Source organism: Streptomyces sp. L7, assembly GCF_050990935.1.
Taxonomy (GTDB): domain Bacteria; phylum Actinomycetota; class Actinomycetes; order Actinomycetales; family Microbacteriaceae; genus Leifsonia.
In genome coordinates, this window is record NZ_CP194644.1 from 1757106 (window position 1) to 1781981 (window position 24876).

Sequence of the window (24876 nt, forward strand, 5' to 3'; positions counted from 1 at the left end):
GGCCGCTCATGATCGGGCATCGACGACGGGATCCGTGGAGAAGTCGTCGACGGCCGCCCCCTGTGGAGGACAGCTGTGGAGGACAGCTCTGGAGGACAGCTCTGGAGGACAGCTCGGCGCGACCGGTCAGGGCTGCCCGAGCTGCACTGCGACCGCGCCCACCTTGTCCGCCTGCGTCTGCCACCCGCTCCCGGTGGGCGCCTGCAGCGTCCCGTCGCCCGCGAGCACCAGGTAGCGCGACAGGCCTCCGGCGCCCACGATCGTCCGCCCGGACGCCGGCCCCGTCGTGGTGGACGTCGTGCCCCCGATGGTCTGCTCGGCGACCCCGGTCGCGTCGCCGTTGGTCGCGCTGAGCACCACGACCGTGAGTTCGCCCGTCCACGCGATCGAGGTCGGGACGCCGTCGCCGACCGTGAGTTCGATCGGCGTCGTGATGGACGTCGGGAGGCCGTCCGATCCGCGGACCACGCCCGCTGCGAGCACCGAGTAGCCGGTCGCCGTGCGCACGATCGCCACGACCCGGGTCCCGTCCCGGGAGACGGCGAGCGCGATGATGCCGACCGCGCCGGGCCAGTCCACCTTCACGGTGTGCGGCTGCCCGTTCGCTCCCGCGACCTGAAGCGCGTCGGGGGACGTCGCGGGCACGCTCCACAACCAGCCCTGGTTGTCCAGCGCAGGCGCGATCAACCCCGGGCGGGCGTCCACGTGCACCGGGTCGCCGGTCTTCCGCACGAGCACGGCGGCTCCGCGCGACAGCACCGCGACCTCGTCGCGCGCGGCATTCACCGTCGCGGCCGAGGGCGCCAAGGCCACCACCTTGTCGCTCAGCCCGCTCAGCGGGGTGATGGTCGAGCCGTTGAGGAGGCCGAACGACTCCCCGCGGTAGACCACGGCGTGCGAGTCGACGGGCGGGTCCTGCTGCGGCACCGACCCGTCGGGCAGCGGCGGCACCTGCTGCTGGTTCCCCTCGATGGAGAGCTGGACCGACGACGCCAGCGACCCGAGGCTCTGCTCGAGCTGGAGCTGCATCCTCTGCAGCTGGAGCTGGTTCGCCTGACTCGCCTCCGAGCTGAGGTCGACGTGCGCCGCCCCGTTCGATGTCGTCACGGCGGGGACCGCGAGCTGCGTGCCCTGGGGGAAGGCGCTGATCACGGCTCCGCTGAGCCACTTGGCCGGCCCTGCGAGGACGGCGCTCGCCACGCGCGTCGCCGCCGTCGCGACGCGGGCGGGGAACCAGCGGGCGTCCGGCACCAGAGACGAGAAGTCCGCGTTGTAGAAGTAGAGCGTCTGCTGGCTGTAGACGGCACGGAAGGTCGGGTCGTCGATGACGACGCCGGAGGGCGCCACGGAGATCCGCCATTGCCCGTCCTCCTTGGCCACCTCGTAGCTGAGCCCGACCGGGGCCTTGCTCGCCACCGGATGGTAGGTCCCGGCGCTGTCCACGTTGGCGACCGGGCTGACGTCGACCGACCACTGGTTGCCGCTGTGGTCGAAGGTGCGGCTGCGGCCGTCGTCCACCGTGACCGACTCGTCCGGGTTCCAGGAGGCCGCCGTCGACCGGGTGAGGTACTCCCGGGCGATCGCGAAGTTGTTCTTCGGACTGGAGGCCGCGTCGATGAAACCCTGCACGATCCGCTGCGGCGTAGCGCCGTTCTCGGGCGGCGACGGGTTGAAGTCGAGGTCGAGCTGGTCGTTGACCTGCGCGACAGGGCCGCCCTGCCGCACAGGGCCGCTGTCGGGGATGCTGGCGCACGCCGCGAGCACCAGCGCGAGCACCAGTGCGGCGGCGACGCCGAGTCCGCGGGATGTCCTCCGGATCATGCGCGCGCCTCGCTTCCGGGTCGCGGCGCCGGATCGAGATTCCCGGCCCCTCGGTCGAGCGCGCCGGTGTCGTCCGCCGCCGACGCCTCGGGGCGCGCCGGCTTCGTGCCGGCGTCGACGGGCGGCAGCGGGAGCGGCGAGGCGGTGATGCCCTTGCCCGTGGATCGCGGCAGGGTGAGCCGGAAGCACGACCCCTGCCCGGGCATCGACCAGACCTGCAGCCAGCCGGAGTGGAGGGTGGCGTCCTCCAGAGAGATGGCGAGGCCGAGTCCGGTGCCGCCGAGCGTGCGCTTGCGGGACGGGTCGGCGCGCCAGAACCGGTCGAAGACGTGGTTGACGTCCTGCTGGTTCATGCCGATGCCGTAGTCGCGGACCGCGAGCGCGACCGCCGTCTCGTTGCTGTCGACGCTGACCACCACCGGAGCGCCCTCGCCGTGCTCGATCGCGTTGCCGATGAGGTTGCGCACCACGCGGCGGATCCGCCGTGGGTCCATGCCGACGTCGAAGTAGCCGCCGGGGGCCTCCAGCCGGAGTTCCGAGCCGTTCTGCTCGGCGAGCGTGCGCAGCTCGTCGACGACCTCCTCCGCCAGTCGAACCAGGTTGGTGGGCTCGGGGTCGAGGGCGACGGAGCCGGCGTCGTAGCGGCTGATCTCCAGGAGGTCGGAGAGCAGCCGGTCGAACCTTTCGATCTGGGTGTGCAGCAGCTCGGCCGTGCGCGAGGTCGCCGGCGGGAACGAGCCGCGCTGGTCGTAGATCACGTCACCCGCCAGCCGGATGGTGGTCAACGGAGTGCGCAGCTCGTGCGACACGTCCGACACGAAGCGCTGCTGGAGCTGCGACAGGGTCGCGAGCTGGTTGATCTGGCTCTGCATGCTGTCCGCCATCCCATTGAACGAGCGGGCCAGCGACGCGAAGACGTCCTCGCCCTTCTCGGGGATGCGCACCGCGAGGTCGCCGGCGGCGAGCCGTTCGCTGGTCCGCGCGGCGACCCGGATCGGCTCCACGACGAAGCGCACGATCAGCCAGGTGATCGCGCCGATGAGGACGATGAGCGCCAGTCCCGCGAGCAGCAGGGTGTTCTGGACGAACTGCAGGGTGTTCTCCGAGTCGCGCAGGTTGTAACCGATGTAGAGCTCGTAACGGCCGTACGACGGCAGGGTGAGCTGAGTGCCGACGACGATGCCGGGATCAGTGGAGTCCGAGCTCGCCGGCAGCGCGACCGATTGGTAGAACTGCTTGGTCCCGCCGTTCTCGACGGCGGTGCGCAGGCCCTGCGAGATCACCGGGTTGAGCGCGGGGCTGCCGCGGTCGGGCGGGGCGAGGACGCTGGTGTCCTGGCCGGGGACGCGGTAGGCCGCGATCAGCCTGCTCGAGGTCGAGGCCTGCACGGACTGCAGCGTGGAGTTGAGCAGGTTCTTGCCGATGTCGCCGGACGAGATGTCGGACGCGTTGAGCGTCGACTGCGCGGCCGTGGTGGCCCGGCTGGAGTCCCGGAGCGCCTGATCCAGGCGCGACTGGTAGAGGTCGTTGCTGATGCTGAGTGCCATGTAGACGCCGGTGACGAGGATCGCGACGCCGGTCAGGAGCAGCGTGATCGCGACCGTGCGGAGCTGCAGCGAGCGTCTCCAGAGGCGCGCCAGGTCCGACGGCAGTTGCCGCCACCACTGCCTGTCGGGCCACCGGAAGCGCATCGCGGGCTCCCGGTCAGGTCGCGGCGCCGGCGCGGTAGCCGACCCCGCGCACGGTCATGACGATCTTGGGGTTGTCCGGGTCCTGCTCCACCTTGGCGCGCAGACGCTGGACGTGAACGTTCACGAGGCGGGTGTCCGCCTTGTAGTGGTAGCCCCAGACCTGCTCCAGCAGCATCTCGCGGGTGAACACCTGCTGCGGCTTGGAGGCCAGGGCGAGAAGGAGGTCGAACTCGAGCGGGGTGAGCGCGATGCGTCCGTCGCCGCGGCGGACCTCGTGGCCGGCGACGTCGACGACGAGGTCGCCGACGCGGAGCTGCTCGGCGGGCGGGCTGGTCGGGGCGGGGCGCAGCCGGGTGCGGATGCGCGCGACCAGCTCCTTGGGATTGAACGGCTTGACCATGTAGTCGTCGGCCCCGGACTCCAGTCCTTTGACGACGTCGGCGGTGTCGGACTTGGCGGTCAGCATGATGACGGGCGTGCCGGACTCGGCCCGGATGCGGCCGCACACCTCGATGCCGTCGAGGCCGGGCAGCATCAGGTCGAGGAGGACGAGGTCGGGCTTCGCGGCGCGGAAGATGTCGAGCGCCTGGGCGCCGTCCTCGCAGAACACGGGGTCGAATCCCTCGGTGCGGAGCACGATGCCGATCATCTCGGCGAGGGCGGTGTCGTCGTCGACCACCAGGATGCGACTAGTCATGTCCGAAGAATCCCCTGAACCCCTCTCGGGCGGCGCGCGCCGCAGCGTAACGGGACAAGCGTAGTCGAGGAGGCTGCACGAGCCTTGTATGCCGGCCCGATGCGGGCTGTGGGCACGTCGAGACTGGGGAGAACCGGGTTCTCCACGTGCCCTGTGGGCGGGGCATCGCTGGGACGGCGGATGTGCCAGCATGGGAGCACTGCACCAGACGGGGGATGAGAGGCACGGCGTGAGCGACGACCAGAGCTGGCGGGCACCTGGGGAGTCCGGGCAACCGGACGGCCAGGGCACGGGGGCCGACGGCTCCGCGGCCGCGGGGCAGCAGGCGGGTGGGCCTGCGCCGGACCAGCCCCGGTACGGGGAGTACGCGCAGGGGCCGGGGCAGCCGCAGCAGCCTGGCTACCCGCAGCAGCCCGGCTACTCGCAGCAGCCCGGGTACCCGCAGCAGCCCGGCTACCCGCAGTACGACTATCAGGCCTGGCAGCAGCAGGGCTGGCAGCAGCCGTACGACGCCACGGGCGCCCAGCCCGGCTGGGCTCCGCCCCCGAAGCCGGGGCTGATCCCGCTGCGCCCGCTGTCGTTCGGGAACCTGCTCGGCGCGCCGTTCCAGGCGCTGCGCCGCAACCCGAAGATCACCGTCGGCGCGGCCCTCCTGCTCCAAGGTGTCCCCGCCGTCTTCGTCGCCGCGATCCTCTACGGCGGCATCTACCTCCTCTTCTCCCGGATCGAGACGGCGAACGCCGCCGATCGCAGCACCATCACCGCGGGGGCGGTGGGCGGCAGCATCGTGCTCGGAGTGCTGGTCATCGTCATCTCCGGGATCTTCGGCGCGCTGCTCCAGGGCGTCATCGTCGCCGAGGTGTCGCGTGAGACGCTCGGCGAGAAGCTGAACCTGCGCACGCTGTGGCGGCTCATCCGCCCCCGGTTCGGCGCGCTGGTGGGCTGGACGTTCCTGTGGTCGCTGTTCTGGCTGGTCGCGCTCGCACTGGTGGTCTCCATCATCATCGCCCTCGCGATGCTGGGCGGCACGGCCGGCGTGGTGGGCGCTGTCCTCGTGGGGATCGGCGGGAGCCTCGGCCTGCTGGCCGTCTTCGTCTGGCTCTACACCAAGCTCTCGATCGTGCCGAGCGCGCTCGTCATCGAGCGTCTGCCGTTCCGCTCCGCCATCGCGCGCTCCTGGCGGCTCACGTCGGGCTACTTCTGGCGCACGTTCGGCGTGCTCGTCCTGATCTGGCTGATCATCTGGGCCGTGACCCAGGTCATCTCCTTCCCGTTCGCGATCATCGGCGGCATGCTGGGCGGCATCTTCGCGCCGACCTCGCTCAGCTCGACAGACCCGAACTCGTACGGTCAGGTCCTGATCGGCCAGCTCGGAGTCAACAGCCTGTCGGCGATAGTCGGCGCGATCGTGGGCGCCATCGGAAGCGTCGTGCAGTGGGGAGCCGTCAGCCTGATCTACATCGACCTGCGGATGCGCAAGGAGGGCCTCGACCTGGAGCTGGTGCGCTTCGTGGAGGCCCGGCAGACCGGTCAGGAACTGCCGGACCCGTTCACGCAGCCCGCGCCGAGCACCTCCGCCCCGAACGCGGCCTGACCGGGCGCCTGAGCGTGCGCTTCGACATCCCGGTCGATCCGAGCTCGCCGCAGGCGCAGGACTGGATCCGCACCGAGCTCGCCAAGCCGGAGTACCAGACCGCGAAGCCGACCTGGTTCGACATCGCCTCCAAGGCGGTGCAGGACTGGATCGCGTCGCTGCTCAACGGTCCGACCGGGGACGCCGGTCCGGTGCTCCTCGTCGTGGTCGTGCTGATCGTCGCGGCCATCATCGTGGTCGCGTTCATCGTGTTCGGCCGGCCCCGGGTGAACCGGCGGGCGGCGTCCGCCCCGCGCGCGCTGTTCGGCGCCGGCGACGCCCGCTCGGCGGACGAGCTGCGCCGTTCGGCGGCGGAGGCCGCCCGCGCCGAGGACTGGCCGCTCGCGATCGAGGAGCAGTTCCGCGCCGTCGCGGCCGCGCTCGACGAGCGCACCCTCGTGGAGGTCCGTCCCGGCACCACCGCGACCGAGTTCGCCGCCCAGGCCTCGCGGGCCGCGCCCGCGGAGGCGGCCGAGCTGCGTCAGGCCGCCCGGACCTTCGACGAGGTCCGCTATCTCGACCGGCCCGGCTCCGAGGCCGGCTATCAGCACCTCCTCGACCTCGACGGGCGGCTCCAGCGGGTGCGTCCGGCCCAGGAGGCCCAGAGCGTGACCGGAATCCTCGCATGACGAGCACCGGCATGACCGGAACACTGACATGACCGGAACACTGGCACCCGAAGCCGAACGCCCGTCCGCGCCGGACGCCGGCGCTGCGGACGCGCCCGCCGTCTCCCCCACGGTCCGTCGCACCGCGCGCCGCGCCGTCCCGTGGATCGTCCTCGCGGTCATCGCTGTGATCGTCGGGCTGGGCGGGGTGCTTCTGAACGGCGGCGGAAGCATCGGCGGCGACCCGATGAGCGCCACCAACCCGGGCCCGGTCGGCGGCAAGGCCCTCGCGCAGGTGGTCGGCCGGCAGGGCGTGACCGTGCGAACCGCGGGCACGCTCGACGAGGTCCGCGCCGCCGCGGGAGACGACACCACCGTGCTCGTCTACGACCCGGCGGGCAACCTGGATCGGCAGGGCTACGACCAGCTCAGCTCGATCGCGAGCACCATCGTGCTGGTGGAGCCCGACTTCGCTGCGCTGCAGGCCCTCGCCCCCGGCGTGCACGCGGCGGGCGACACCGGCTCCACGGCCGCCGCCGGCTGCGACCTCCCCGTCGCCCGGCGTGCCGTGCAGATCGACCCGCGTCCCACCGCCAACACGAAGGACATCGCGTCACCGGGCAGCTTCCGGGTCACCGGCGACGCGACCGCGTGCTTCGTGGCGTCCGGAGGCCGCGCCTCCCTGGTGCGCACGACCTACGACGGCCGCACCGTCTACCTGCTCGGATCGGCCGCCACCCTCATGAACGACGGCGTCGACCGACTCGGCAACGCCGCCCTCGGCCTCGGCCTCCTCGGCGAGCACCGCACGCTGGTCTGGTACCTGCCCGGCCTGCTCGACCGACCGGTCACCGGGCCGCCCGACCTCGCGACGCTGACTCCAGGCTGGGTGACGCCGGTCCTCCTGCTCCTGACGCTGGTGTTCGCCGCCGCCGCCGTCTGGCGCGGCCGCCGCTTCGGGCCGCTGGTGGTCGAGCATCTCCCCGTCGTCGTGCGCGCAAGCGAGACCCGGGAGGGCCGCGCCCGCCTCTACCAGCGGGCGTCCGCACGGCTCCGCGCCGCCGACGCGCTACGGATCGGGGCGATCGGCCGGCTGGCCGTCCAGGTCGGCCTCCCGCGCGTGGCCACCACCGAGGAGGTCGCCGACGCCGTCGCCGCGATCACCGGCCGCGACCTCGGCGGCATCCTCTCCCTGCTCCTGGAACAGCGTCCGGACAGCGACCGGGAGCTCGTCGAGCTCTCCGACCGGCTGGCCGAGCTCGAACGCGCGACGGCCGACGCCGTCTCGCCGCATACTCCGCGAACGACCGGAAGAATGGAACCATGACCGACCTCACGACCGGCTCCCACTCGGCCTCGGCAGCACCGGACGGCGCCACCGCGCCGTCCTCGCCCGGCTCCTCCGACCTGCGGCACGCGCTCGCACGCGTGCGCGCCGAGGTCGGCAAGGCCGTCGTCGGCCAGGACGGCGCGGTCACCGGCCTGATCATCGCGCTTCTCGCCCGCGGCCATGTCCTCCTGGAGGGCGTGCCCGGCGTCGCCAAGACCCTGCTCGTGCGCGCGCTCAGCGAGGCGCTGAGCCTGTCGACCACGCGCATCCAGTTCACTCCCGACCTGATGCCGGGCGACGTCACCGGCTCGCTCGTCTACGACGCGCAGACCGGCGGGTTCGTGTTCCGCGAGGGCCCGGTGTTCACCAACATCCTGCTGGCGGACGAGATCAACCGCACGCCGCCGAAAACCCAGTCGGCGCTGCTGGAGGCGATGGAGGAGCGTCAGGTCAGCGTCGACGGTGTGAGCCGGCGGCTCCCGGACCCGTTCATCGTCGCGGCCACCCAGAACCCGATCGAGTACGAGGGAACCTACACCCTGCCGGAAGCCCAGCTCGACCGGTTCCTGCTCAAGCTCACGCTCGACGTTCCGGAGCGCGAGGCCGAGGTGGAGGTGCTGCGCCGGCACGCGGCCGGGTTCAACCCGCGCGACCTCGCCGGGGCGGGCGTGACACCCGTGCTCGACGCCCGGCAGCTCGAATCCGCGCGGGCGGCCGCCGCAGCGGTGGGGGCCAACCCGGATGTGCTCGCCTACATCGTCGACCTGGCCCGCGCCACCCGGCGCAGCCCCTCGGTGCGCCTCGGCGTCAGCCCGCGCGGCACGACTGCTCTGCTCGCCGCCGCGAAGGCCTGGGCCTGGCTGTCGGGCTACGACTCGATCACGCCCGACCACGTCCAGGCGATGCTCGTGCCGGTCTGGCGGCACCGCATCCAGCTCCGTCCCGAGGCGGAGCTGGAGGGCGTGGGCGCCGACGCCGTGCTGCGCTCGATCGTGCAGCAGGTCCAGGTCCCGATCTAGGCCCCGACGATGACCGTGTCCGGACGTTTCGTCGCCCTGCTCGCGCTCGGCGCCGTCCCCGTCGTGCTGCTCGGCGGCGCGGCGGGACCCGCCTACGCCGCGCTCGGCGGCTGGGTGCTGCTGTGCCTGGTGCTCGGGTCGATCGACCTCGCGCTGGCGGCCTCCCCGCGCCGGCTGCGGATGAGCAGGGAGCTGCCGGCGCGCGTCCGCCTGGGTGCGGAAGCCGCCGGCGAGCTCTTCGTCACGAACACCGGAACGAGGACGCTGCGCGGCGTACTGCGCGACGCGTGGGAGCCGTCTGCCGGCGCCGAGCCGACGCGAACCGCGATCAGCATCCCACCGGGCGAGCGCCGGCGGATCGTCGTGTCGCTGACACCGTGGCGGCGCGGCGAGCGCCGGGTGGAGCAGGTCACCGTGCGCGCCTTGGGCCCGCTGGGCCTCTGGGCGCGGCAGGCCACGCTGTCCGCTCCCGGCCGCATCCGCGTGCTGCCGCCGTTCAACGCCCGCAAGCACCTGCCGTCCCGGCTGGCGCGGCTCCGCGAGCTGGACGGCACCACGAGCGTGATGCTGCGCGGCCAGGGCACGGAGTTCGACTCGCTGCGCGAGTACGTGAGGGGGACGACGTGCGGTCGATCGACTGGCGGGCGACCGCCCGGCGGCACGACCCGACCGGAGGCCGCGGGGCGCGGGTGATGGTCCGCACCTGGCGGCCGGAGCGCGATCGTCGCGTGGTGCTGGTGATCGACACCGCCCGCACTTCGGCGGCGCGGATCGCGGACGAGCCGCGCATCGACACCGCGTTCGAGGCGTCGCTGCTGCTGGCCGCGCTCGCCTCCCGGGCGGGCGACCGCGTCGATCTGCTGGCGTTCGACCGCGTCGTCCGCGGCCGCGTGCAGGCGGCGGCCGGGTCCGAACTCCTCTCCCGCATGGTGGACACGATGGCGGGCATCGAACCCGCGCTGATCGAGATGGACTGGTCGGCGGTGCCGGCTCAGGTCGGCACGCTCACCAGCCAGCGTTCGCTCGTCGTCCTGCTGACGTCGCTCGACGCGCCGGGAGGCTCGCGCGGCCTCCTCTCGGTGCTGCCGCAGCTCACCCGCAAGCACCTCGTGCTGGTGGCGAGCGTGACCGACCCGGACACGGAGGCCGCGACGACGCAGCGTGGGCGCCGGGAGGACGTCTACCGGGCGGCCGCCGCGGAACGGGCGCTGCTCGACGTGGCCCGTGTGTCGGCCGCGGTGCGCCGCCTGGGCGGCGAGGTGGTCACGGGGTCCCCCGCCGACCTCCCGCCGGCCCTCGCCGACCGCTACCTCGCGCTGAAGGCCGCCGGTCGGCTCTGAGCACGGCCCGCGCATTCGTGCCGAATCTCGGCACTGTCCGGAGCGCACATTCGTGACGAATGTGCGTAATGGCGGCGCGAAAAGGGACATTCGTGACGAATGTCGGGCGCGCCGCGGGGCTGCTCAGCCGGCGACGACGCGGCGGTCGCCCGCCTCGAAGGCGGTGAGGTCGCCGGTCTCGCCCGCGCGCACCGCCCGGCGGCCGACGAACAGCATGTAGAAGAGGTACGCCGCGAGCGCGAGCGCGCCGATGGCGATTTTCAGCCACACCGGCAGCGCGGACGGCGTCACGAAGCCCTCGATCAGGCCAGAGACGAACAGGCTGATCACGCAGCCGATCGCGATCGTGAACAGCGCCCGGCCGTCCTCGGCGAGCGCCTGCCCGCGGGTGCGAGCGCCCGGCGCGATCCACGCCCAGAAGATCCGCAGTCCCGCGGCGGCGGCGACGAAAACGCTGGTGAGCTCCAGGAGGCCGTGGGGCAGGATGTACGAGAACAGCACGTCCCCGCGCCCGTAGGCGAACATGACGCCCGCCGCCGTGCCGATCCCGACCGCGTTCTGGATGAGCACGTACGGCACCCACAGGCCGGTGATCCCGAACGCGATGCACTGCGCGGCGATCCAGGCGTTGTTCGTCCACACCTGCCCCGCGAAGGAGGCCGCGGGGTTGTTCGAGTAGTAGTCGACGAACGAGTGGTTCACGTACTGCTTCAGGTCGGCGTCGTCGCCGAGGTTGCGCAGCACCTCCGGGTTGCCGGTGATCCACAGCGCATACAGCGTGGACACGATCACCGTGCCGACCGCCACGGCCAGCACGATCAACCGGACTCGGTAGAGGGCCGCGGGGAGCTGCAGGGCGAAGAAGCGAGGGATCTGCGAGAACAGGTTCGAGCCGGCGCCCGTGAAGCGCAGCCGCGCCGAGGCGAGCGTCACCGAGAGCCGGTCCCCCACTGCGGTCGAGCCCGCGCTGGTCTGGATGGCCGACAGATCGGCCGCGCCGGACTGATACAGGTCGATCAACTCGTCGGCATCGCGGCCGTCCAAGCGTCGGCGGCGGGCCAGCCGGGAGAGCCTCTCCCAGTCGGCGCTGTGCGCGGCAGTGTATGCGTCGAGATCCATCTGCTTGAATGATAGCCATGACGGCATCCGCGCCCCTCCTCCCGGGTGGGGGCCTTTCCACGGCGGGCCTCCCGACCGGGGCCGCAGCGGCCGAGCGCGAGCTGGTCACGGGCGAGGCGGTCACCCTGGATGTCAAGCCCGCGAGTTACATCCTCCGTGCGGCAGGGACGATCATCGACTGGCTGTTCTCGATGCTCGTCATGCTCGGGCTGATCCTGCTCCTGGTGGGCACCGGCGGCGGACTCGACCAGGCGCTGGTGCGCGCGCTGGTCATCCTCGTCCTGGTGTTCGGGACGGTGGTCCTGCCGACCGGGATGGAGCTGCTGACCCGCGGCCGCTCGCTCGGCAGGCTGGCGGTCGGCGCCCGCATCGTGCGCGACGACGGCGGCGCGATCGGCTTCCGGCACGCGTTCATCCGCGCTCTCGCCGGTGTGCTCGAGATCTACCTGAGCTTCGGCGGGATCGCGGCCTTGACCGGCCTGCTCAACTCCCGCTCCAAGCGCCTCGGCGACCTGCTGGCGGGCACCTACAGCCAGCTCGAGCGCGTCCCGCAGCCGCAGCCGCTCCCGCTGTACCTGCCGCCGCAGCTTGCCGGCTGGGCGCTCAACGCGGACGTCGGGAGGCTGCCCGACCGGCTGTCGCGGCGGATCGCGCAGTTCGTGCGGCAGGCCCCGCAGCTCACCGCCGCCGCCCGGTACGGGCTGAGCACCGAGCTCGCCCGCGAGGCGGCGCCGTACGTGTCGCCGCTGCCGCAGGTCGACGCCGAGGCGTTCCTGGTCGCGGTCGCCGTGCTCCGCCGCCAGCGGGACGCCGCCGGCCTGGCGTTGGAGGCCGAGCGGCTTCAGCGCCTGGAACCGGTGCTCGACGCGCTGCCGCACTCCTTCCCGGACCGCTGATCCGGCCGATCCCGCACACCCCAGGAGCGCCGATGACCGAGTACCGTGCCCACTTCGACGCGAGCGTGTCGTTCGCCAACGGCGGCAGCCTGGCCGCGGAGGGGTTCCGGCTGGACGTGCCCTCGGAGTCGGTCGGCGAGACGGAGGTCGCCGAGCTCTTCGTCCGTCACCTCGGCCTGGCGCTCGTGGGAGCCGTCGAGCTGCGGGACCTGCGGATCGTGGCCGAGCCGCACCGCGGCAGCCGCGGAATGGAGGCGACGCCGTCGGACGCGACGTCGCGCCGCGTCGTCGACCTCAGCCACACCATCCGCGCCGGGCTGGTCACCTACCCGGGCCTCCCGGAGCCGGTCATCACCCCGCACCTCACCCGCGAGACGTCGCGCGAGCGCTACGCCCCCGGCACCGAGTTCGCGATGGACGTGATCACCATGATCGGCAACACGGGCACCTACCTCGATAGTCCGTATCACCGCTACGCGGACGGCGGCGACCTCGCCTCGCTCGACCTGGCGACCCTGGTCGGGCTGCCCGCCGAGGTCTTCCATCTGGTGGACGCCGCCGAGCGCGGCATCCCGGCCTCGGTGTTCTTCGACCGGGACCTGGCCGGCACGGCCGTACTGCTGCACACCGGCTGGGACACCCGCTTCGGGACGCCCGCCTACGCGTCGGGGGCGCCTTACCTCACGGAGGCCGGCGCCCGGCACCTGGCCGACGCGGGCGTGACGCTCGTGGGCATCGACTCGCTCAACATCGATGACACCGAAAGCGGCGGCTCGCGCCCGGCGCACAGCATCCTGCTGGCGCACGGCATCCACGTGGTCGAGCACCTGACCCGGCTGGGCGACCTGCCGGCCCGCGGCGCGCGCTTCACGGCGGCGCCGCCGGCGGTCGAGGGGTTCGGGACGTTCCCGGTGCGGGCGTTCGCGGAGGTGTGACGCTCCGCGGCACCGGGTCAGTCGTGCAGGATCTTCTGGAACAGGACGTGGTCCTGCCAGCGCCCGGCGATCTTCAGGTAGTTCGGTGCGACGCCGATCCGCTCGAAGCCGGCTCGGGTGAGCACCGACTGGGAGGCGTGGTTGGCCAGCAGCGTCGCCGCCTGCACCCGGTGCAGGGCGTAATCGTCGCGGGCGGCGTCGAGCAGCACCGACAGTGCCACCGACGCCAGGCCGCGACCGGTGTGGCCGCGGTCGAGCCAGTAGCCGACCATCGCGCTCTGGAAGGCGCCCCGGACGATGTTGCTGAGGTCCATGCCTCCGGCGATCTCGTCGCCGTCCACGATCACGAGCGGAACGGCGGTCTCCAGCGACCGGAGCGCCAGCAGCTCCAGCGTGCGGGTGCGCTGGCCCGCCTCGGTGAAGAACTCCTCCGAGCGCGTCGGGTCCCAGGGGGCCAGGTGGCCGCGGTTGCGGAGGTAGGCGGCGGCGAGCGCCGCGGCGTCCTCCTCCCGGCGCAGGCGCAGGAGCAGGCCGCCGGGGAGCTCCCGGTCTGCGAAGTCGAGCGCCATCAGTAGCGGTAGTGGTCGACTTTGTAGGGGCCCTCGACCGGCACGCCGATGTAGGCGGCCTGCTCGTCCGTGAGGGTGGTGAGCTGCACGCCGAGCGCGGCCAGGTGGAGGCGGGCGACCTTCTCGTCCAGGTGCTTCGGCAGCACGTAGACGCCGATCGGGTAGTTCTCGGTCGAGACGAAGAGCTCGAGCTGGGCGAGCACCTGGTTGGCGAACGAATTGCTCATCACGAAGCTCGGGTGGCCGGTGGCGTTGCCGAGGTTCATCAGGCGGCCCTCGGACAGCACCAGGACGCTGCGGCCGTTCGGCAGCCGCCACTCGTGCACCTGCGGTTTGATCTCCACCTTCTCGGCGCCGGGCAGCGCCTCCAGCGAGGCCATGTCGATCTCATTGTCGAAGTGGCCGACGTTCGCGACGATGGCGAGGTGCTTCATCGCGAGGATGTGGTCGAGGGTCACGACGTTGAGGTTGCCCGTGCCGGTGATGACGATGTCGACCTGGTCGACGACGGACTCCAGCGTGGTCACTTGGAAACCGTCCATCGCCGCCTGGAGGGCGTTGATCGGGTCGACCTCGCTGACGATGACCCGGGCGCCCTGGCCCCGCAGAGCCTCCGCGGCGCCCTTTCCCACGTCGCCGTAGCCGGCGACGAACACGACCTTGCCGCCCATGAGCACGTCCGTCGCACGGTTGAGGCCGTCCGGCAGCGAGTGGCGGATGCCGTATTTGTTGTCGAACTTGCTCTTGGTCACCGAGTCGTTGACGTTGATGGCCGGGAACAGCAGCTCGCCGTGCTTGGCGAGATCGTAGAGGCGGTGGACGCCGGTGGTGGTCTCCTCGGTGACGCCGAGGATGCCGTCCGCGATGCGCGTCCAGCGGTCGGGCGAGGTGGCGAGGAGGCGCGCAGCGCGGCGAGGATGACGCGGTACTCGTGGCTGTCACCCTCGGCGTCGGCGGGCACGGCGCCGGCGAGCTCGAACTCGCGGCCCTTGTGGACCAGCAGGGTGGCGTCGCCGCCGTCGTCGAGGATGAGGTTGGGGCCGGCCCAGTCGGCTCCGGCTGCCGCGGCCTCCGCGCTCCAGTCGAAGATCTGCTGGGTGCACCACCAGTACTCGTCCAGCGTCTCGCCCTTCCACGCGAACACCGGGACTCCGGCGGGGCCTCCGGCGTGCCGAGGGGGCCGACAGCGATGGCCGCGGCGGCCTCGTCCTGTGTGGAGAAGATGTTGCAGCTGGCCCAGCGCACCTGCGCGCCGAGGGCCACCAGTGTCTCGATCAGCACCGCGGTCTGCACAGTCATGTGCAGCGAGCCGGCGATGCGAGCGCCCGCGAGCGGCTGGGAGGCGCCGAACTCCTCGCGAAGCGCCATCAGGCCGGGCATCTCGTTCTCGGCGAGCCGGATCTGGTGCCGGCCGGCCTCCGCGAGCGAGAGGTCGGCGACGCGGAACGGCAGGGACGTGTCAGTGACGGCGGAAGGCATGGAGCCATTGTCCCATGCGCTCGTCGTCCCGCCAGCAGGTGGCGGCAGCAGGGACTACTCGGCGCGGATGAGCGCCAGCACCTCGTCGCGGATGCGCGTCATCGTGGGGGCGTCGGCGCCCTCCACGTTGAGGCGCAGCAGCGGCTCGGTGTTGGACGGGCGCACCGAGAACCACCAGAACGGCTCGGTCTCGTCGGTCAGCCCGGTGACCGTGAGGCCGTCCAGCTCGTCGAAGTCGGCGCGGCCGGTGAACGCCTCCACGACCCGCGCGTAGGCGGCAGGGACGTCCTCCACCGTCGAGTTGATCTCGCCGGACTGCGAGTACGGCGTGTACGCCGCCGCCAGCTCGGACAGCGGGCGCTCCTGCGCGCCGAACTCGGCCAGCATGTGCATCGCGGCCAGCATGCCGTTGTCGGCGCTCCAGAAGTCGCGGAAGTAGTAGTGCGCCGAGTGCTCGCCGCCGAAGACCGCTCCGGTCTCGCGCATGGCCGCCTTGATCAGGGAGTGGCCGACGCGCGTACGATACGGCGTCGCCCCTGCGGCTTCGATCGTCTCCGGGACGATGTTGGAGGTGATCAGATTGTGGATGACCGTGATGGGGGCATCCGGGTCCTCCGCGCGGGCCCGGTCGATCTCGCGGAGGGCGACGATCGCGGCCACCGCGGACGGTGACACCGCGGCTCCGGTCTCGTCCACGACGAAGCAGCGGTCCGCGTCGCCGTCGAAGGCGAGGCCGAGGTCGGCGCCGTGCTCCACGACCGCCGCCTGGAGGTCGACCAGGTTGGCCGGCTCCAAAGGGTTCGCCTCGTGGTTCGGGAAGCTGCCGTCGAGCTCGAAGTACAGCGGGACGATCTCGATGGGCAGGGCGGGAAGCCCCGCGGCCTCGCCGAGCACCGCGGGGACGGTCAGTCCGCCCATGCCGTTGCCGGCGTCCACCACGATCCTGATCGGGCGGATGTCGCTCAGGTCGACCAGTCCGCGCAGGTAGGCGGCGTAACCCGCCAGGACGTCCTGCTCGCGGTACGAGCCGGGCTGGGCGACGGGCTCCAGCCCCTCGGCCAGGTAGACGGCCGCGCGGTCGCGGATGGCGGCGAGGCCGGTGTCGAGGCTGAGGCCCTGTGCGCCGGCGCGGGAGAGCTTGATGCCGTTGTAGGTGGCGGGGTTGTGGCTCGCGGTGAACATCGCGGCGGGCGCCTGCAGGGCGCCGGACGCGAAATACGACTCGTCGGTGGAGCACAGCCCGATCGACACGACGTCCGCCCCGCGGGCCTGCGCACCGCGTGCGAAGGCGGCGGCGAACTCCGGCGAGGAGTCGCGCATGTCGTGGCCGACCACGACCTCCGCCCCGGCGGCGCCGATCTCGTCGACGAAGGCCGCGGCGATCGCGGTCACGACCTCGGGGGTCAGTCCGCTGCCGACCAGCCCGCGCACATCGTAGGTCTTGATCACCCGGGAGAGGGCGTCGCGGTAGTCGTCGATCGAGTCAGATGTGTGCACGCGGTCACACTACTTGATCTCGCCGAAGACCTCGTGCCGGACGATCTGCCAGCCCTGCGGCGCCGACAGGCGCTCGGCGTGGATGGCGCACAGATCGTACGAGTGCGGCTCGTGGTTGAGGCTGAGCGGGCCGAGCACAGCCATCGAGTCCGCGTAGACGTACGTCAGCGTCGACACGGCGTCGCGCGGACACGCGACACGGGAACACGGGCGGCTCAACATCGGCCTCAGACTACCGGAGCCCCGCCGACGTAGGATTGCGACATGCCCCGCAACCGCCGCACCAGCAGCAACCCTCCGGCGACCAGCCGGTGGCGCAGCCGTCACGGACGCGGCGCGCGCGGGCCGGTGACCGGGCCGCATCTGCCGATGCTGCAGAACCGCATCGACTTCTTCGACATGACCGTGGCCTCCACCGCCGACTACCTCAAGGGCGTCTGGCCGGACGAGCTGGCGGACGTGCACTTCGAGGTCGCCGCCACGCCGGTCGGCAACACGGGGAGCGACGGTGTGGACCGCTGGTACGTCGACCACGCGCGCCAGCGCGTGGTGCTCTACCGCGTACCCATCCAGCGGCTGACCAAGCTGCACCGGGACGACGACCTGCACCGCCGGATGTACATCGAGGGCTGCGTCTTCCGCGCCGTCGCCGAGCTGCTCGGCAAGGACCCGTGGGACCTCGCTCCCGACCGGTTCCGGCACTTCTGAACAAGCCGCCTGCGCGACCCGGTCTCAGTGCGGGTAGACCTCTCAGTGCGGGTAGACCTCGATCGGCGCCGCGAGCGGGCCCGCGGGCGAGACTGCGAACGAGCTCGTCTGACCGTCCCCGGAGAAGCTGACGCCGACCACGAGGCCGTCGCCTCCGGTGAGCGTGTACCGTCCGGGGTTCACCGACGCGCTGGTCCCGCCCTCCGCGGGCACTGTGAGCCTGATTGCCGAACCCGACGCGGGCTGGATCTTCACCGTGACGTCCTTGTCCGCGGCGTTGGCGAAGTGCACACGCGCGCCCGGTCCCGGCGGCACGGCGACCAACTGGGAGTCGGTGATCGGCGGAGAGGACACGAACCATGCGAAGTCGCGCGTCTTCGCCCCGATGACCGACGGGTGGACGGCGGCGACGACGGGGACGTTGGAGCGGACGGTGACGTCGAAGCTCCCGTCCTTCAGGTGGTCGAGCGGGATCTCGGCGACATGTCCCGCCTTCACGGTCTGCGCGAACGAGTTGCCCGCGGCCGTGCCCGCCTCCCCCACTGCACCGATCGTGATCTGGGCGTCCTGGGTTCCTGGTGCGAAGACACGCACGGTCGGGAACTCCACGCTGACGGCCTCGGCTGACTGAGCGGCGGTGACGGCGGCGAGCGAGGCGATGGTCACCCCGGAGATCGTCTGCACCCGCGAGGGCGCGCCTGTCACTCCGGCGAGTTCCACACCGCGCGGGTCGATGCCCTGCTCGAAGCTCTGCTGCATGGAGGCCACGACCGAGCCGCCCGTGGTGGTCACGTGGACCACGGGAGCGGTGGCGGAGGGCGCGAGGCCGGCGAGCGGGACGACTTTCTGCGCTCCGGCCGGGACGACGATCCCGGTCGCGCCGGGGGCGGCGACCCGGCCGGTCTCGGTGAAGATGTCGAGGTTGACGGTCGCGTCGACGGAGGTCGGGTTGGACAGCAGCACGAGGCTGGTCTGGCCGAGGGTGGTCGCGCCGGCGACGAGCCAGCTGTCGGCGCCGGCCTCCGCGCAGGAGGCCGCGGCCAGGCCGGCGAGGTCCGGGCTGGTGACGTTCTGGGCCTGAGCGCCCGCGAACAGCGGAGGACGGGTCGCGCCCTGCGGGGTCGCGGCCGTCAGCGCGAGGGGGCCTGGTCGGCCGAGCCTGTGGAGGCGTCCGGCTTGAGGTTCCTCGTCTGGGTGTCGGGGCCGTCTGTGCCGTAGACGGTGGAGAACCTCCCGATGGCGCTCGGCTGCGAGGCCTGGCCGGCGTCGGCGGCGAGGGCGAGGGCGGGGCCCGGGCACACGCGCTGCTGATCGGCGGGGACGGGGTGGACGGTCTTCGACGGCGCGTCGATCGCGAAGCCGGACAGCGGCAGCAGGGTGGCGCCGCCGATCACGACGGCGGCGATCCCGATGCCGACGACGCCTCCGATCGCGCGGACGCCGCCCTGGGCGAGGGCACGGCGGTCAGCCACGGTCGCTCCTCTCGATGGCGGGACGGGGCCGGACGATGGTCTCGTCGAGGCCGTCCTCCAGCGTGGTCGGGGCGTCGAAGGAGACGGCGGCCTGGAGGGCGAAGTCGTGCGCGGTGGCGTTCGGCCCCGTAGCGGGCTCGGGCTCGGTCACGGTCTCGTGCACCGGGACCGCGGCTTCGGCCGACTGGTGCTCGTGCTCGTGCTCGGGCTCGGGCTTCGGGGCCGTGAGCTCCTCCGGCTCGGGACGCGCCTCTCGCGCCTCCTCTTCGTCCGCGGACTCGACGACGGCCTCGTCCTCCGGCTCGGCGTCCCACTCCTCCAGGCTCTCGCCGGAGACGGGGATGTCGCCGTCCGAGGGCGGGATCGGCTCGTCGTCCGGCTCGATCGCGGGAGGCTCGCCGCCGTGCTTGCGCGCGGGGCGGCGCGAGTTCAACTCGGAGACGCGGTCGGCGGAGCGCGTGGTCGGGATGGCCAGCAGCAGCGTGAAGCCGACGATCAGACCCTGGACGAGGAGCACGATCACGCGCCACATCCCTCCCGCGTCCGGCGGGATCAGCGCCGCGGGCGGCTCGACGGTCGTACCGCGGTCGAAGGCCCACAGCGAGCCGGTCGTGGTCTGGCCGACCGGCGCGAGCAGCGAATTCGCGTCCATCGCGACGCTCGCGCGCGCCCGGGTGGCGTCGGCCGCCGTGGTGTCCGGCTTGGTCCCGACGTGCTCGTCCAGCGCCGTGGCCGACGGGGTGAGCAGCACGAAGTCGATGCCGAGCCGCTTCAGCTCGCCGGAGGCGTCGTAGCCGCTGCGCGACGCGAGGTTCCCGGCGAGCGTCGCGAGCTCCCGCTGTCCGGCGGACAGCGACCGCTCGGTCGAGCTCAGCGTGGTCTGGCCGTCGAGGGTCTGCCCGGTCCCGCGGACGACCTCCGCCCGGATGCCGCCGTCGGGCTGCGGCGTGAGCCGCAGCGTCCCGGTGCGCGGCTGGGTCGCGGCTTTGGCCGTCACCACTGCCGGCATCGTCCGCCCGTCGCTCGCGGTCACGGAGGCCTGGCCGTCGTGCGTGGCGATCGCCGAGGGCACGGCCGCGATCGCGATCGTCACCATCGCGACCCAGGCCGGGGCGAGCGCGCCGCGCCGGAGGGCCGACAGTGCGAGCACGGCCGCGCCGATGAGGCCGAGCCAGTACAGGCTCACTGCGCTCCCCGGCCAGATCGGGACGATCGCCGATCCGGAGACCGCGACCTCGACGTGCAGCGCCGTCACGGCCGTGAGGAAACCGGCGAGCGCCACCACCAGCGCCACGACCGCCCGGACCGTTCCGCGCAGGAAGAGCGCGAGGATCGCGAGGATGCCGAGCGGCGCGAGCAGGACGGGCACGATGATGGTGCCCGGCACGGCGCTCAGCCCGAAGGCGTGTGCGAGGACGTGCCAGCCGCCGAGCGCGCCGTCCGGGAAGCCGAGGGCGAGCTGCCATGCGGGAGTCCGGCGGGCGTCGAGCGGGACGCCGGGGTCGGCGAAGATCGACAGCCAGGCGCCGCGGGAGGCCTGCTGCCAGACCAGGGGCGCGAACAGCACGACGGCCGGCAGCGGGATGAAGACGATGCGCGCGGCGCGGCGGCCGGCGAACACGATGGCGGCGATCCAGGCGATCGCGAGCGCCGGGATGAGGATCGGCGCGCAGGCGACGGTCGCCGCCGCGATCAGGGCCGTCGTTGCGCTGGCCGTCCACGAGCGGCGTGCGGCGAGACCGGCGAAGAACAGCCACGGCAGGAGGATGTGCGCGAGCACGGCGCCGGGTCGGCCGCCCTGCAGCGCGACGAACAGTGTGGGCGCCAGCGCGTAGACGACGGCGGCGAAGGCCCGGAGGGTCGGCCGGACGGTCAGCCGTGCGGCGGCGAGCCAGGCGCCGAGGGCCGCGAGCGGCAGGGCGAGCAGCCAGAGCACCACGAGCGAGACGCTCGGCTGCCAGAACGTGAGGGTGCCCAGGACGGCGAGCACGGCGGAGAACGGGTCGGCGGCGCCGGTGAAGCCCAGGTCGATGTCGCGCCAGCCGTAGCCGAGGTTCGCCCAGAGGTCGCCGACGGAGGTGCTCAGCGGCAGCATCCCGCCGCCGGTGATCGCCCCCGAGCCGGCCAGCGGGTAGAGCAGGAGGACGCCGACGGCCAGCATCGCCAGCACCGTCCAGCCGCCCCCGCCGCCCCAGAAGTCGAGTTCCTGGCGCTCGCCCTGCTGCCGGACCATCGCCGCCTCGCGCTTGAGCGCGCGGCCGCGGCGGACCTCGGCGAACGGCAGCCGCAGCGGCGCGATTGCCGCCCAGCCCACCGCGCGGGCGCGAGCGAGCCGGCGGCGGGCGCCGCCGATCGCCATGCCGGAGAACGCGACCCGGAAGGCCGCGCCCAGCTCACCGCCGACGGAGCCCGGCTCCTTGCGGAGCAGGCGCACGATCGAGCGCAGGATCGCCAGCGGCACAAGCGTCAGCCAGTGCGGCACGAGCGCCCAGCCGGGCGCGTAGACCATCCGCCGGTGGAGCTGCGCCCTGCGGCGCTCCCCTGCGAGCTTGCGGCGCACGGACCACTTGCGCGAGAGGTTCGGCCCGGCGACCCCGTCGCCTCCGACGGCGACGCGGGCCTGGGCGACGAGCGTCACGCGGTAGCCGGCCAGGCGTGCCCTGGTGCAGAAGTCGAGACCGGAGTCGATGGTGGGCAGGGCCGGGTCGAAGCCGTCGAGGGCGTCCCAGACCGGCTGGCGCACGAGCATGCCGGCGGACGACACGGCGAGCACGTCGCTCAGGCCGTCGTGCTGGGCCTGGTCGAGCTCGTTCTCGACCAGCGGGAGGGAGGCGCCGAACGGCGTCATCGACTCGCCGAACTCGCGGATGAACGCGCCGTCCTCGGCGTCGACCAGCTTGGGGCCGACGATGGCGACGGACGGCGAGACCTCCAGCGCGCCGATCAGCGCGGCCAAGGCCTCCGGCTCCGGAGCGGTGTCGTGGGCGAGCAGCCAGAGCAGCTCGTCGGACGAGGTGGTGGGCGCGAGCACGCGCACGGCGGTGGCGATAGCCGTGCCGAAGGACAGCTTCTCCGGGCTGCGGAGGAGCTGCGTGGGCTTGGCGTCGGCGAGGAGGCGGGCGGCGTCGTCCGTGCTCGCGCAGTCGACGGCGATCACGGCGTCCGGCTGTCGGGTCTGCGCCGCGAGGGCGTCGAGAGTGCGCTGCAGGCTGGTGCCGCCGCTCGGGGCGACGACGATGGCGGTGACTCTCGGATACATCGGGAGTCAGCCTAAGTTGGGGCCGCGCCGATCCCGGTAGTGCGTCGGGCGCGGCGCGTATTCGACCCGGCTCAGCCCGCGCGCTTGCGGAGCTTGCGGCGCTCGCGCTCCGAGAGACCGCCCCAGATCCCGAACCGCTCGTCATTGGCGAGCGCGTATTCGAGGCACTGGGAGCGGACTTCGCACGAGGTGCAGATCCGCTTGGCGTCGCGAGTGGAGCCGCCCTTCTCGGGGAAGAACGCCTCCGGATCCGTCTGCGCGCACAGGGCGTCGGTCTGCCAGGCGAGCGGGTTGTCGTCCTCGACACCCTGCCGGACTCCCGGAACCCCGAGTCGCACCGGGTCCACGAACCAGTCGTCGGGTACCCCAGAACGATATTCAGGAATTGCCATATCGGTTCCCCACCCTCTAACTGACGTCACACGTTTATCGTGTCGCAATAATTACACCGTTGTCATTCGCTTCCGTCAAGTCGCGAATCGTAAAGCCTTAACGCCTGGTCGAGACTTCACGACGCGCCGGGGCTCGGCAACAATCGCGACACGCCCGACCTGTCTACCCCCGTCGACAGCGAGGTCAGGACGCCGCCTGCCGTGCTTCCCAGGCGCTGCCTACCATTTCCTCGAGGGAGTGGCGCATCTTCCAGTCGAGATCGCGCGCGGCGAGCTCTCCTGAGGCAACGATCCTCGCCGGGTCCCCCGGCCGTCGAGGCCCCACTTCTGGGGTGAAGGCGATACCGGTCACGCGGGCCACGGTCGACATGATCTCGCCCACGCTGACGCCGTCGCCGCTGCCCAGGTTGTAGACGGCCTCGATCGGCTGCCCCGCGTCCAGGCGCTTCGCCGCGGCGACGTGCGAGACGGCGAGGTCGCCGACGTGGATGTAGTCGCGGACGCACGTGCCGTCCGGAGTCGGGTAGTCGTCGCCGTTGACCCGAGGGGTCCGGCCCGCGACGAGGGCGTCGAAGACCAGCGGGAACAGGTTGTGCGGGCTGGTGTCGCGCAGCGCCGGGTCGCCGGAGCCGACGACGTTGAAGTAGCGGAGGGAGGTGTGGCGCAGGCTCGCGGCGACGCCCTGGTCGCGCAGCAGCCACTCCCCGATCAGCTTGGACTCGCCGTACGGCGACTCCGGGCTCTTCGGCGTGTGCTCGGTGACCAGGTCGACGTCCGGGGTGCCGTACACCGCGGCGGACGACGAGAAGACGATCGCGTCGACCCCCGCCTCCTGCATCGCGGCGAGCAGCACGGCGGTGGCGGTCACGTTCTGCTCGTAGGTGTGCAGCGGCCGCTGCACGGAGACGCCGGCGTACTTGAAGCCGGCGACGTGCACGACGCCGCTGATGGTGTTCTCCCGGAAGATCCCCTCCAGCAGCGCGCCGTCCAGGATGGTGCCGCGGTAGAAGGGCACGTCGGCCGGGACGAACTCGGCGTGCCCGCTGGACAGGTCGTCGACCACGACGACGTCGATGCCCTCCGCCCGGAACGCACGGACCACATGGGAGCCGATGTAGCCGGCCCCTCCAGTCACCAACCACGCCACGGGCGTCCTCCTGCTTCGAACGGAACGAGGGATTCGTAGCAACCCTAGCGTTCGACAGCGTCGCGGCCCTTCCCCGGGGCGGTCAGACGAAGGCGGCCTCCCCGGTGATCGCCCGGCCGACGATCAGGGTGTTCATCTCGCGGGTGCCTTCGTAGGAGTACAGGGCCTCCGCGTCGGCGAAGAACCGGGCGACGTCGTAGTCGATCACGATCCCGTTGCCGCCCATCAGCTCGCGGCAGCGGGCGACGGTCTCGCGCATCCGCGCCGTCGCGAACGCCTTGGCCAGCGCCGAGTGCTCGTCGCGCTGCTCGCCGTCGTCCAGCATCTGGGAGACCCGGGTGCAGAGGGCGATGGAGGCGGTGATGTCGCCGATGGACTTCACCAGGAGGTCCTGGATGAGCTGGTGCTTGGCGATCGGCTTGCCGAACTGCACGCGCTCCTTCGCGTAGCGCAGCGCCGCCTCGTAGGCGCCGACCGCGACACCGACGGCCGCCCACGCGACCTCCGCGCGGGTCAGCCGCAGTACGGCGGCGGTGTCGCGGAAGCTGTTCGCGTTCTGGAGGCGCAGCGACTCCGGCACGCGCACGTCCTCGAGCGTGATGTCGGCGTTCTGGACGATGCGCAGCGACTGCTTGCCCTCGATCTTGGTCGCGGTGTAGCCGGGGGTGCCGGTCGGGACGATGAAACCCTTCACCTGGCCGTCCTCCGCGCTCTTCGCCCAGATGACGGTGATGTCGCTGAAGGTCGCGTTGCCGATCCAGCGCTTGGAGCCGTTGAGGATCCAGTCGTCGCCGTCGCGGATCGCGACGGTGCGCAGGCCCTGCGCGGAGTCCGAGCCGGAGTCCGGCTCGGTGAGGCCGAACGCGCCGAGCACCTCGCCGCTGGCGAGCTTCGGCAGCCACTCCGCCCGCTGCTCCTTCGAGCCGCAGACTCCGATCGCGCCGAGCGCCAGTCCGTTCTGCACGCCGACGTAGGTGCTCACGGACGCGTCGACGCGGGCCAGTTCGAGGGCGACCCAGCCGCGGAAGATCGCCGAGTTCTCGAACGGCGCGGTCTCCTCGAAGCCGAGGCCGATCGCGCCGGCGCCGTGCAGCACGTCCACGATCTGCCGCGGGAACTCCGCGCGCTCCCAGTACTCGTTGACGATCGGCTTGAGCTCGGACTCCAGCGCCGCGCGCAGGTTCGCGATGAAGTCGCGCTCGCGCTCGGTCAGGAGGTTCTCGAAGCCGTAGAAGTCGCTGGCGAGGGATTCGAAGGCCATGTG

19 protein-coding genes and 3 pseudogenes are annotated in these 24876 nt (G+C 72.2%); 8 read left to right on the forward strand and 14 right to left on the reverse strand.

Features of this window, described 5'->3' with window-relative positions; translation table 11 throughout:
- Positions 1-126: 126 nt before the first annotated feature.
- The 3 genes from ACR5MH_RS08955 to mtrA are packed head-to-tail and all read right to left on the reverse strand — an operon-like array spanning position 127 to position 4209.
- Entirely contained in the window at positions 127-1821 is a 1695-nt protein-coding gene (locus ACR5MH_RS08955) for an LpqB family beta-propeller domain-containing protein (RefSeq protein ID WP_431346914.1), read from the reverse strand.
- The gene (gene mtrB / locus ACR5MH_RS08960) at positions 1818-3512 is read right to left on the reverse strand and encodes an MtrAB system histidine kinase MtrB (protein ID WP_431346915.1); all 1695 of its coding nucleotides are present in this window, start codon (positions 3510-3512) and stop codon (positions 1818-1820) included. The genes ACR5MH_RS08955 and mtrB overlap by 4 nt, the downstream gene beginning before the upstream one ends.
- A 13-nt stretch (positions 3513-3525) precedes the next feature.
- The gene (mtrA, locus tag ACR5MH_RS08965) at positions 3526-4209 is read right to left on the reverse strand and encodes an MtrAB system response regulator MtrA (protein ID WP_345836715.1); all 684 of its coding nucleotides are present in this window, start codon (positions 4207-4209) and stop codon (positions 3526-3528) included.
- Between the two features lie 229 nt (positions 4210-4438).
- On the opposite strand from mtrA, the gene ACR5MH_RS08970 reads away from it, so the two are divergent.
- From ACR5MH_RS08970 to ACR5MH_RS08990, 5 genes and pseudogenes are all read left to right on the forward strand, one after another.
- Positions 4439-5803 (forward strand): hypothetical protein, encoded by a 1365-nt coding sequence (locus tag ACR5MH_RS08970; RefSeq protein WP_431346916.1) that lies wholly within the window; start codon positions 4439-4441, stop codon positions 5801-5803.
- A gap of 14 nt (positions 5804-5817) precedes the next feature.
- On the forward strand, positions 5818-6471 hold the full coding sequence (locus ACR5MH_RS08975; protein WP_431346917.1) for a DUF4129 domain-containing protein: 654 nt from the start codon (positions 5818-5820) through the stop codon (positions 6469-6471).
- Positions 6472-6499: 28 nt separating this feature from the next.
- Positions 6500-7777, forward strand: a complete 1278-nt coding sequence (locus ACR5MH_RS08980; protein WP_431346918.1) for a DUF4350 domain-containing protein — start codon at positions 6500-6502, stop codon at positions 7775-7777.
- Positions 7774-8799 (forward strand): AAA family ATPase, encoded by a 1026-nt coding sequence (locus ACR5MH_RS08985; protein WP_431346919.1) that lies wholly within the window; start codon positions 7774-7776, stop codon positions 8797-8799. The genes ACR5MH_RS08980 and ACR5MH_RS08985 overlap by 4 nt, the downstream gene beginning before the upstream one ends.
- Positions 8800-8808: 9 nt before the next feature.
- Positions 8809-10139: pseudogene (locus tag ACR5MH_RS08990) on the forward strand (DUF58 domain-containing protein).
- 123 nt (positions 10140-10262) lie between these two features.
- Here ACR5MH_RS08990 and ACR5MH_RS08995 read toward each other — a convergent pair.
- A complete protein-coding gene (locus ACR5MH_RS08995) occupies positions 10263-11258 on the reverse strand; it encodes a stage II sporulation protein M (RefSeq protein ID WP_431346920.1) in 996 nt (331 codons plus the stop codon).
- Between the two features lie 17 nt (positions 11259-11275).
- Here ACR5MH_RS08995 and ACR5MH_RS09000 point away from each other — a divergent pair, with 17 nt between their 5' ends.
- Both ACR5MH_RS09000 and ACR5MH_RS09005 read left to right on the forward strand, forming a co-directional pair.
- Complete coding sequence (locus tag ACR5MH_RS09000) at positions 11276-12154, forward strand: RDD family protein (RefSeq protein ID WP_431346921.1); 879 nt, start codon at positions 11276-11278, stop codon at positions 12152-12154.
- Positions 12155-12186: 32 nt separating this feature from the next.
- Positions 12187-13089: a cyclase family protein gene (locus ACR5MH_RS09005; protein ID WP_431346922.1), complete on the forward strand. Its 903-nt coding sequence runs from the start codon at positions 12187-12189 to the stop codon at positions 13087-13089.
- A gap of 17 nt (positions 13090-13106) precedes the next feature.
- Here ACR5MH_RS09005 and ACR5MH_RS09010 read toward each other — a convergent pair whose 3' ends face one another.
- The 4 genes and pseudogenes from ACR5MH_RS09010 to ACR5MH_RS09025 all read right to left on the reverse strand — a co-directional run.
- Entirely contained in the window at positions 13107-13658 is a 552-nt protein-coding gene (locus ACR5MH_RS09010; protein WP_431346923.1) for a GNAT family N-acetyltransferase, read from the reverse strand.
- Positions 13658-15137: pseudogene (ahcY, locus tag ACR5MH_RS09015) on the reverse strand (adenosylhomocysteinase). The gene ACR5MH_RS09010 and the pseudogene ahcY overlap by 1 nt, the downstream one beginning before the upstream one ends.
- Before the next feature lie 54 nt (positions 15138-15191).
- Positions 15192-16634, reverse strand: a complete 1443-nt coding sequence (locus ACR5MH_RS09020) for a phosphomannomutase/phosphoglucomutase (protein ID WP_431346924.1) — start codon at positions 16632-16634, stop codon at positions 15192-15194.
- A gap of 36 nt (positions 16635-16670) precedes the next feature.
- Positions 16671-16856, reverse strand: a pseudogene (locus tag ACR5MH_RS09025) (DUF3499 family protein); the annotation flags it as partial.
- A 42-nt stretch (positions 16857-16898) separates the two neighbouring features.
- Between ACR5MH_RS09025 and ACR5MH_RS09030 the strand changes: the two are divergent.
- Positions 16899-17342: a metallopeptidase family protein gene (locus tag ACR5MH_RS09030; protein ID WP_431346926.1), complete on the forward strand. Its 444-nt coding sequence runs from the start codon at positions 16899-16901 to the stop codon at positions 17340-17342.
- 42 nt (positions 17343-17384) lie between these two features.
- Here ACR5MH_RS09030 and ACR5MH_RS09035 read toward each other — a convergent pair whose 3' ends face one another.
- From ACR5MH_RS09035 to ACR5MH_RS09060, 6 genes are all read right to left on the reverse strand, one after another.
- Positions 17385-18476 carry a DUF5719 family protein gene (locus tag ACR5MH_RS09035; protein ID WP_433862627.1) on the reverse strand — a complete coding sequence of 364 codons (1092 nt, stop codon included), beginning with the start codon at positions 18474-18476 and terminating at the stop codon, positions 17385-17387.
- Positions 18473-18814 carry a hypothetical protein gene (locus tag ACR5MH_RS09040; protein WP_431346927.1) on the reverse strand — a complete coding sequence of 114 codons (342 nt, stop codon included), beginning with the start codon at positions 18812-18814 and terminating at the stop codon, positions 18473-18475. The genes ACR5MH_RS09035 and ACR5MH_RS09040 overlap by 4 nt, the downstream gene beginning before the upstream one ends.
- Complete coding sequence (locus ACR5MH_RS09045) at positions 18807-22073, reverse strand: glycosyltransferase (RefSeq protein ID WP_433862514.1); 3267 nt, start codon at positions 22071-22073, stop codon at positions 18807-18809. Before ACR5MH_RS09045 ends, ACR5MH_RS09040 begins: the two co-directional genes overlap by 8 nt.
- A gap of 71 nt (positions 22074-22144) precedes the next feature.
- Positions 22145-22411, reverse strand: a complete 267-nt coding sequence (locus ACR5MH_RS09050) for a WhiB family transcriptional regulator (RefSeq protein WP_433862628.1) — start codon at positions 22409-22411, stop codon at positions 22145-22147.
- A 238-nt stretch (positions 22412-22649) separates the two neighbouring features.
- A complete protein-coding gene (galE, locus tag ACR5MH_RS09055) occupies positions 22650-23612 on the reverse strand; it encodes a UDP-glucose 4-epimerase GalE (protein WP_431346931.1) in 963 nt (320 codons plus the stop codon).
- A gap of 82 nt (positions 23613-23694) precedes the next feature.
- Positions 23695-24873, reverse strand: a complete 1179-nt coding sequence (locus ACR5MH_RS09060) for an acyl-CoA dehydrogenase family protein (RefSeq protein WP_431346932.1) — start codon at positions 24871-24873, stop codon at positions 23695-23697.
- Positions 24874-24876: the final 3 nt, after the last annotated feature.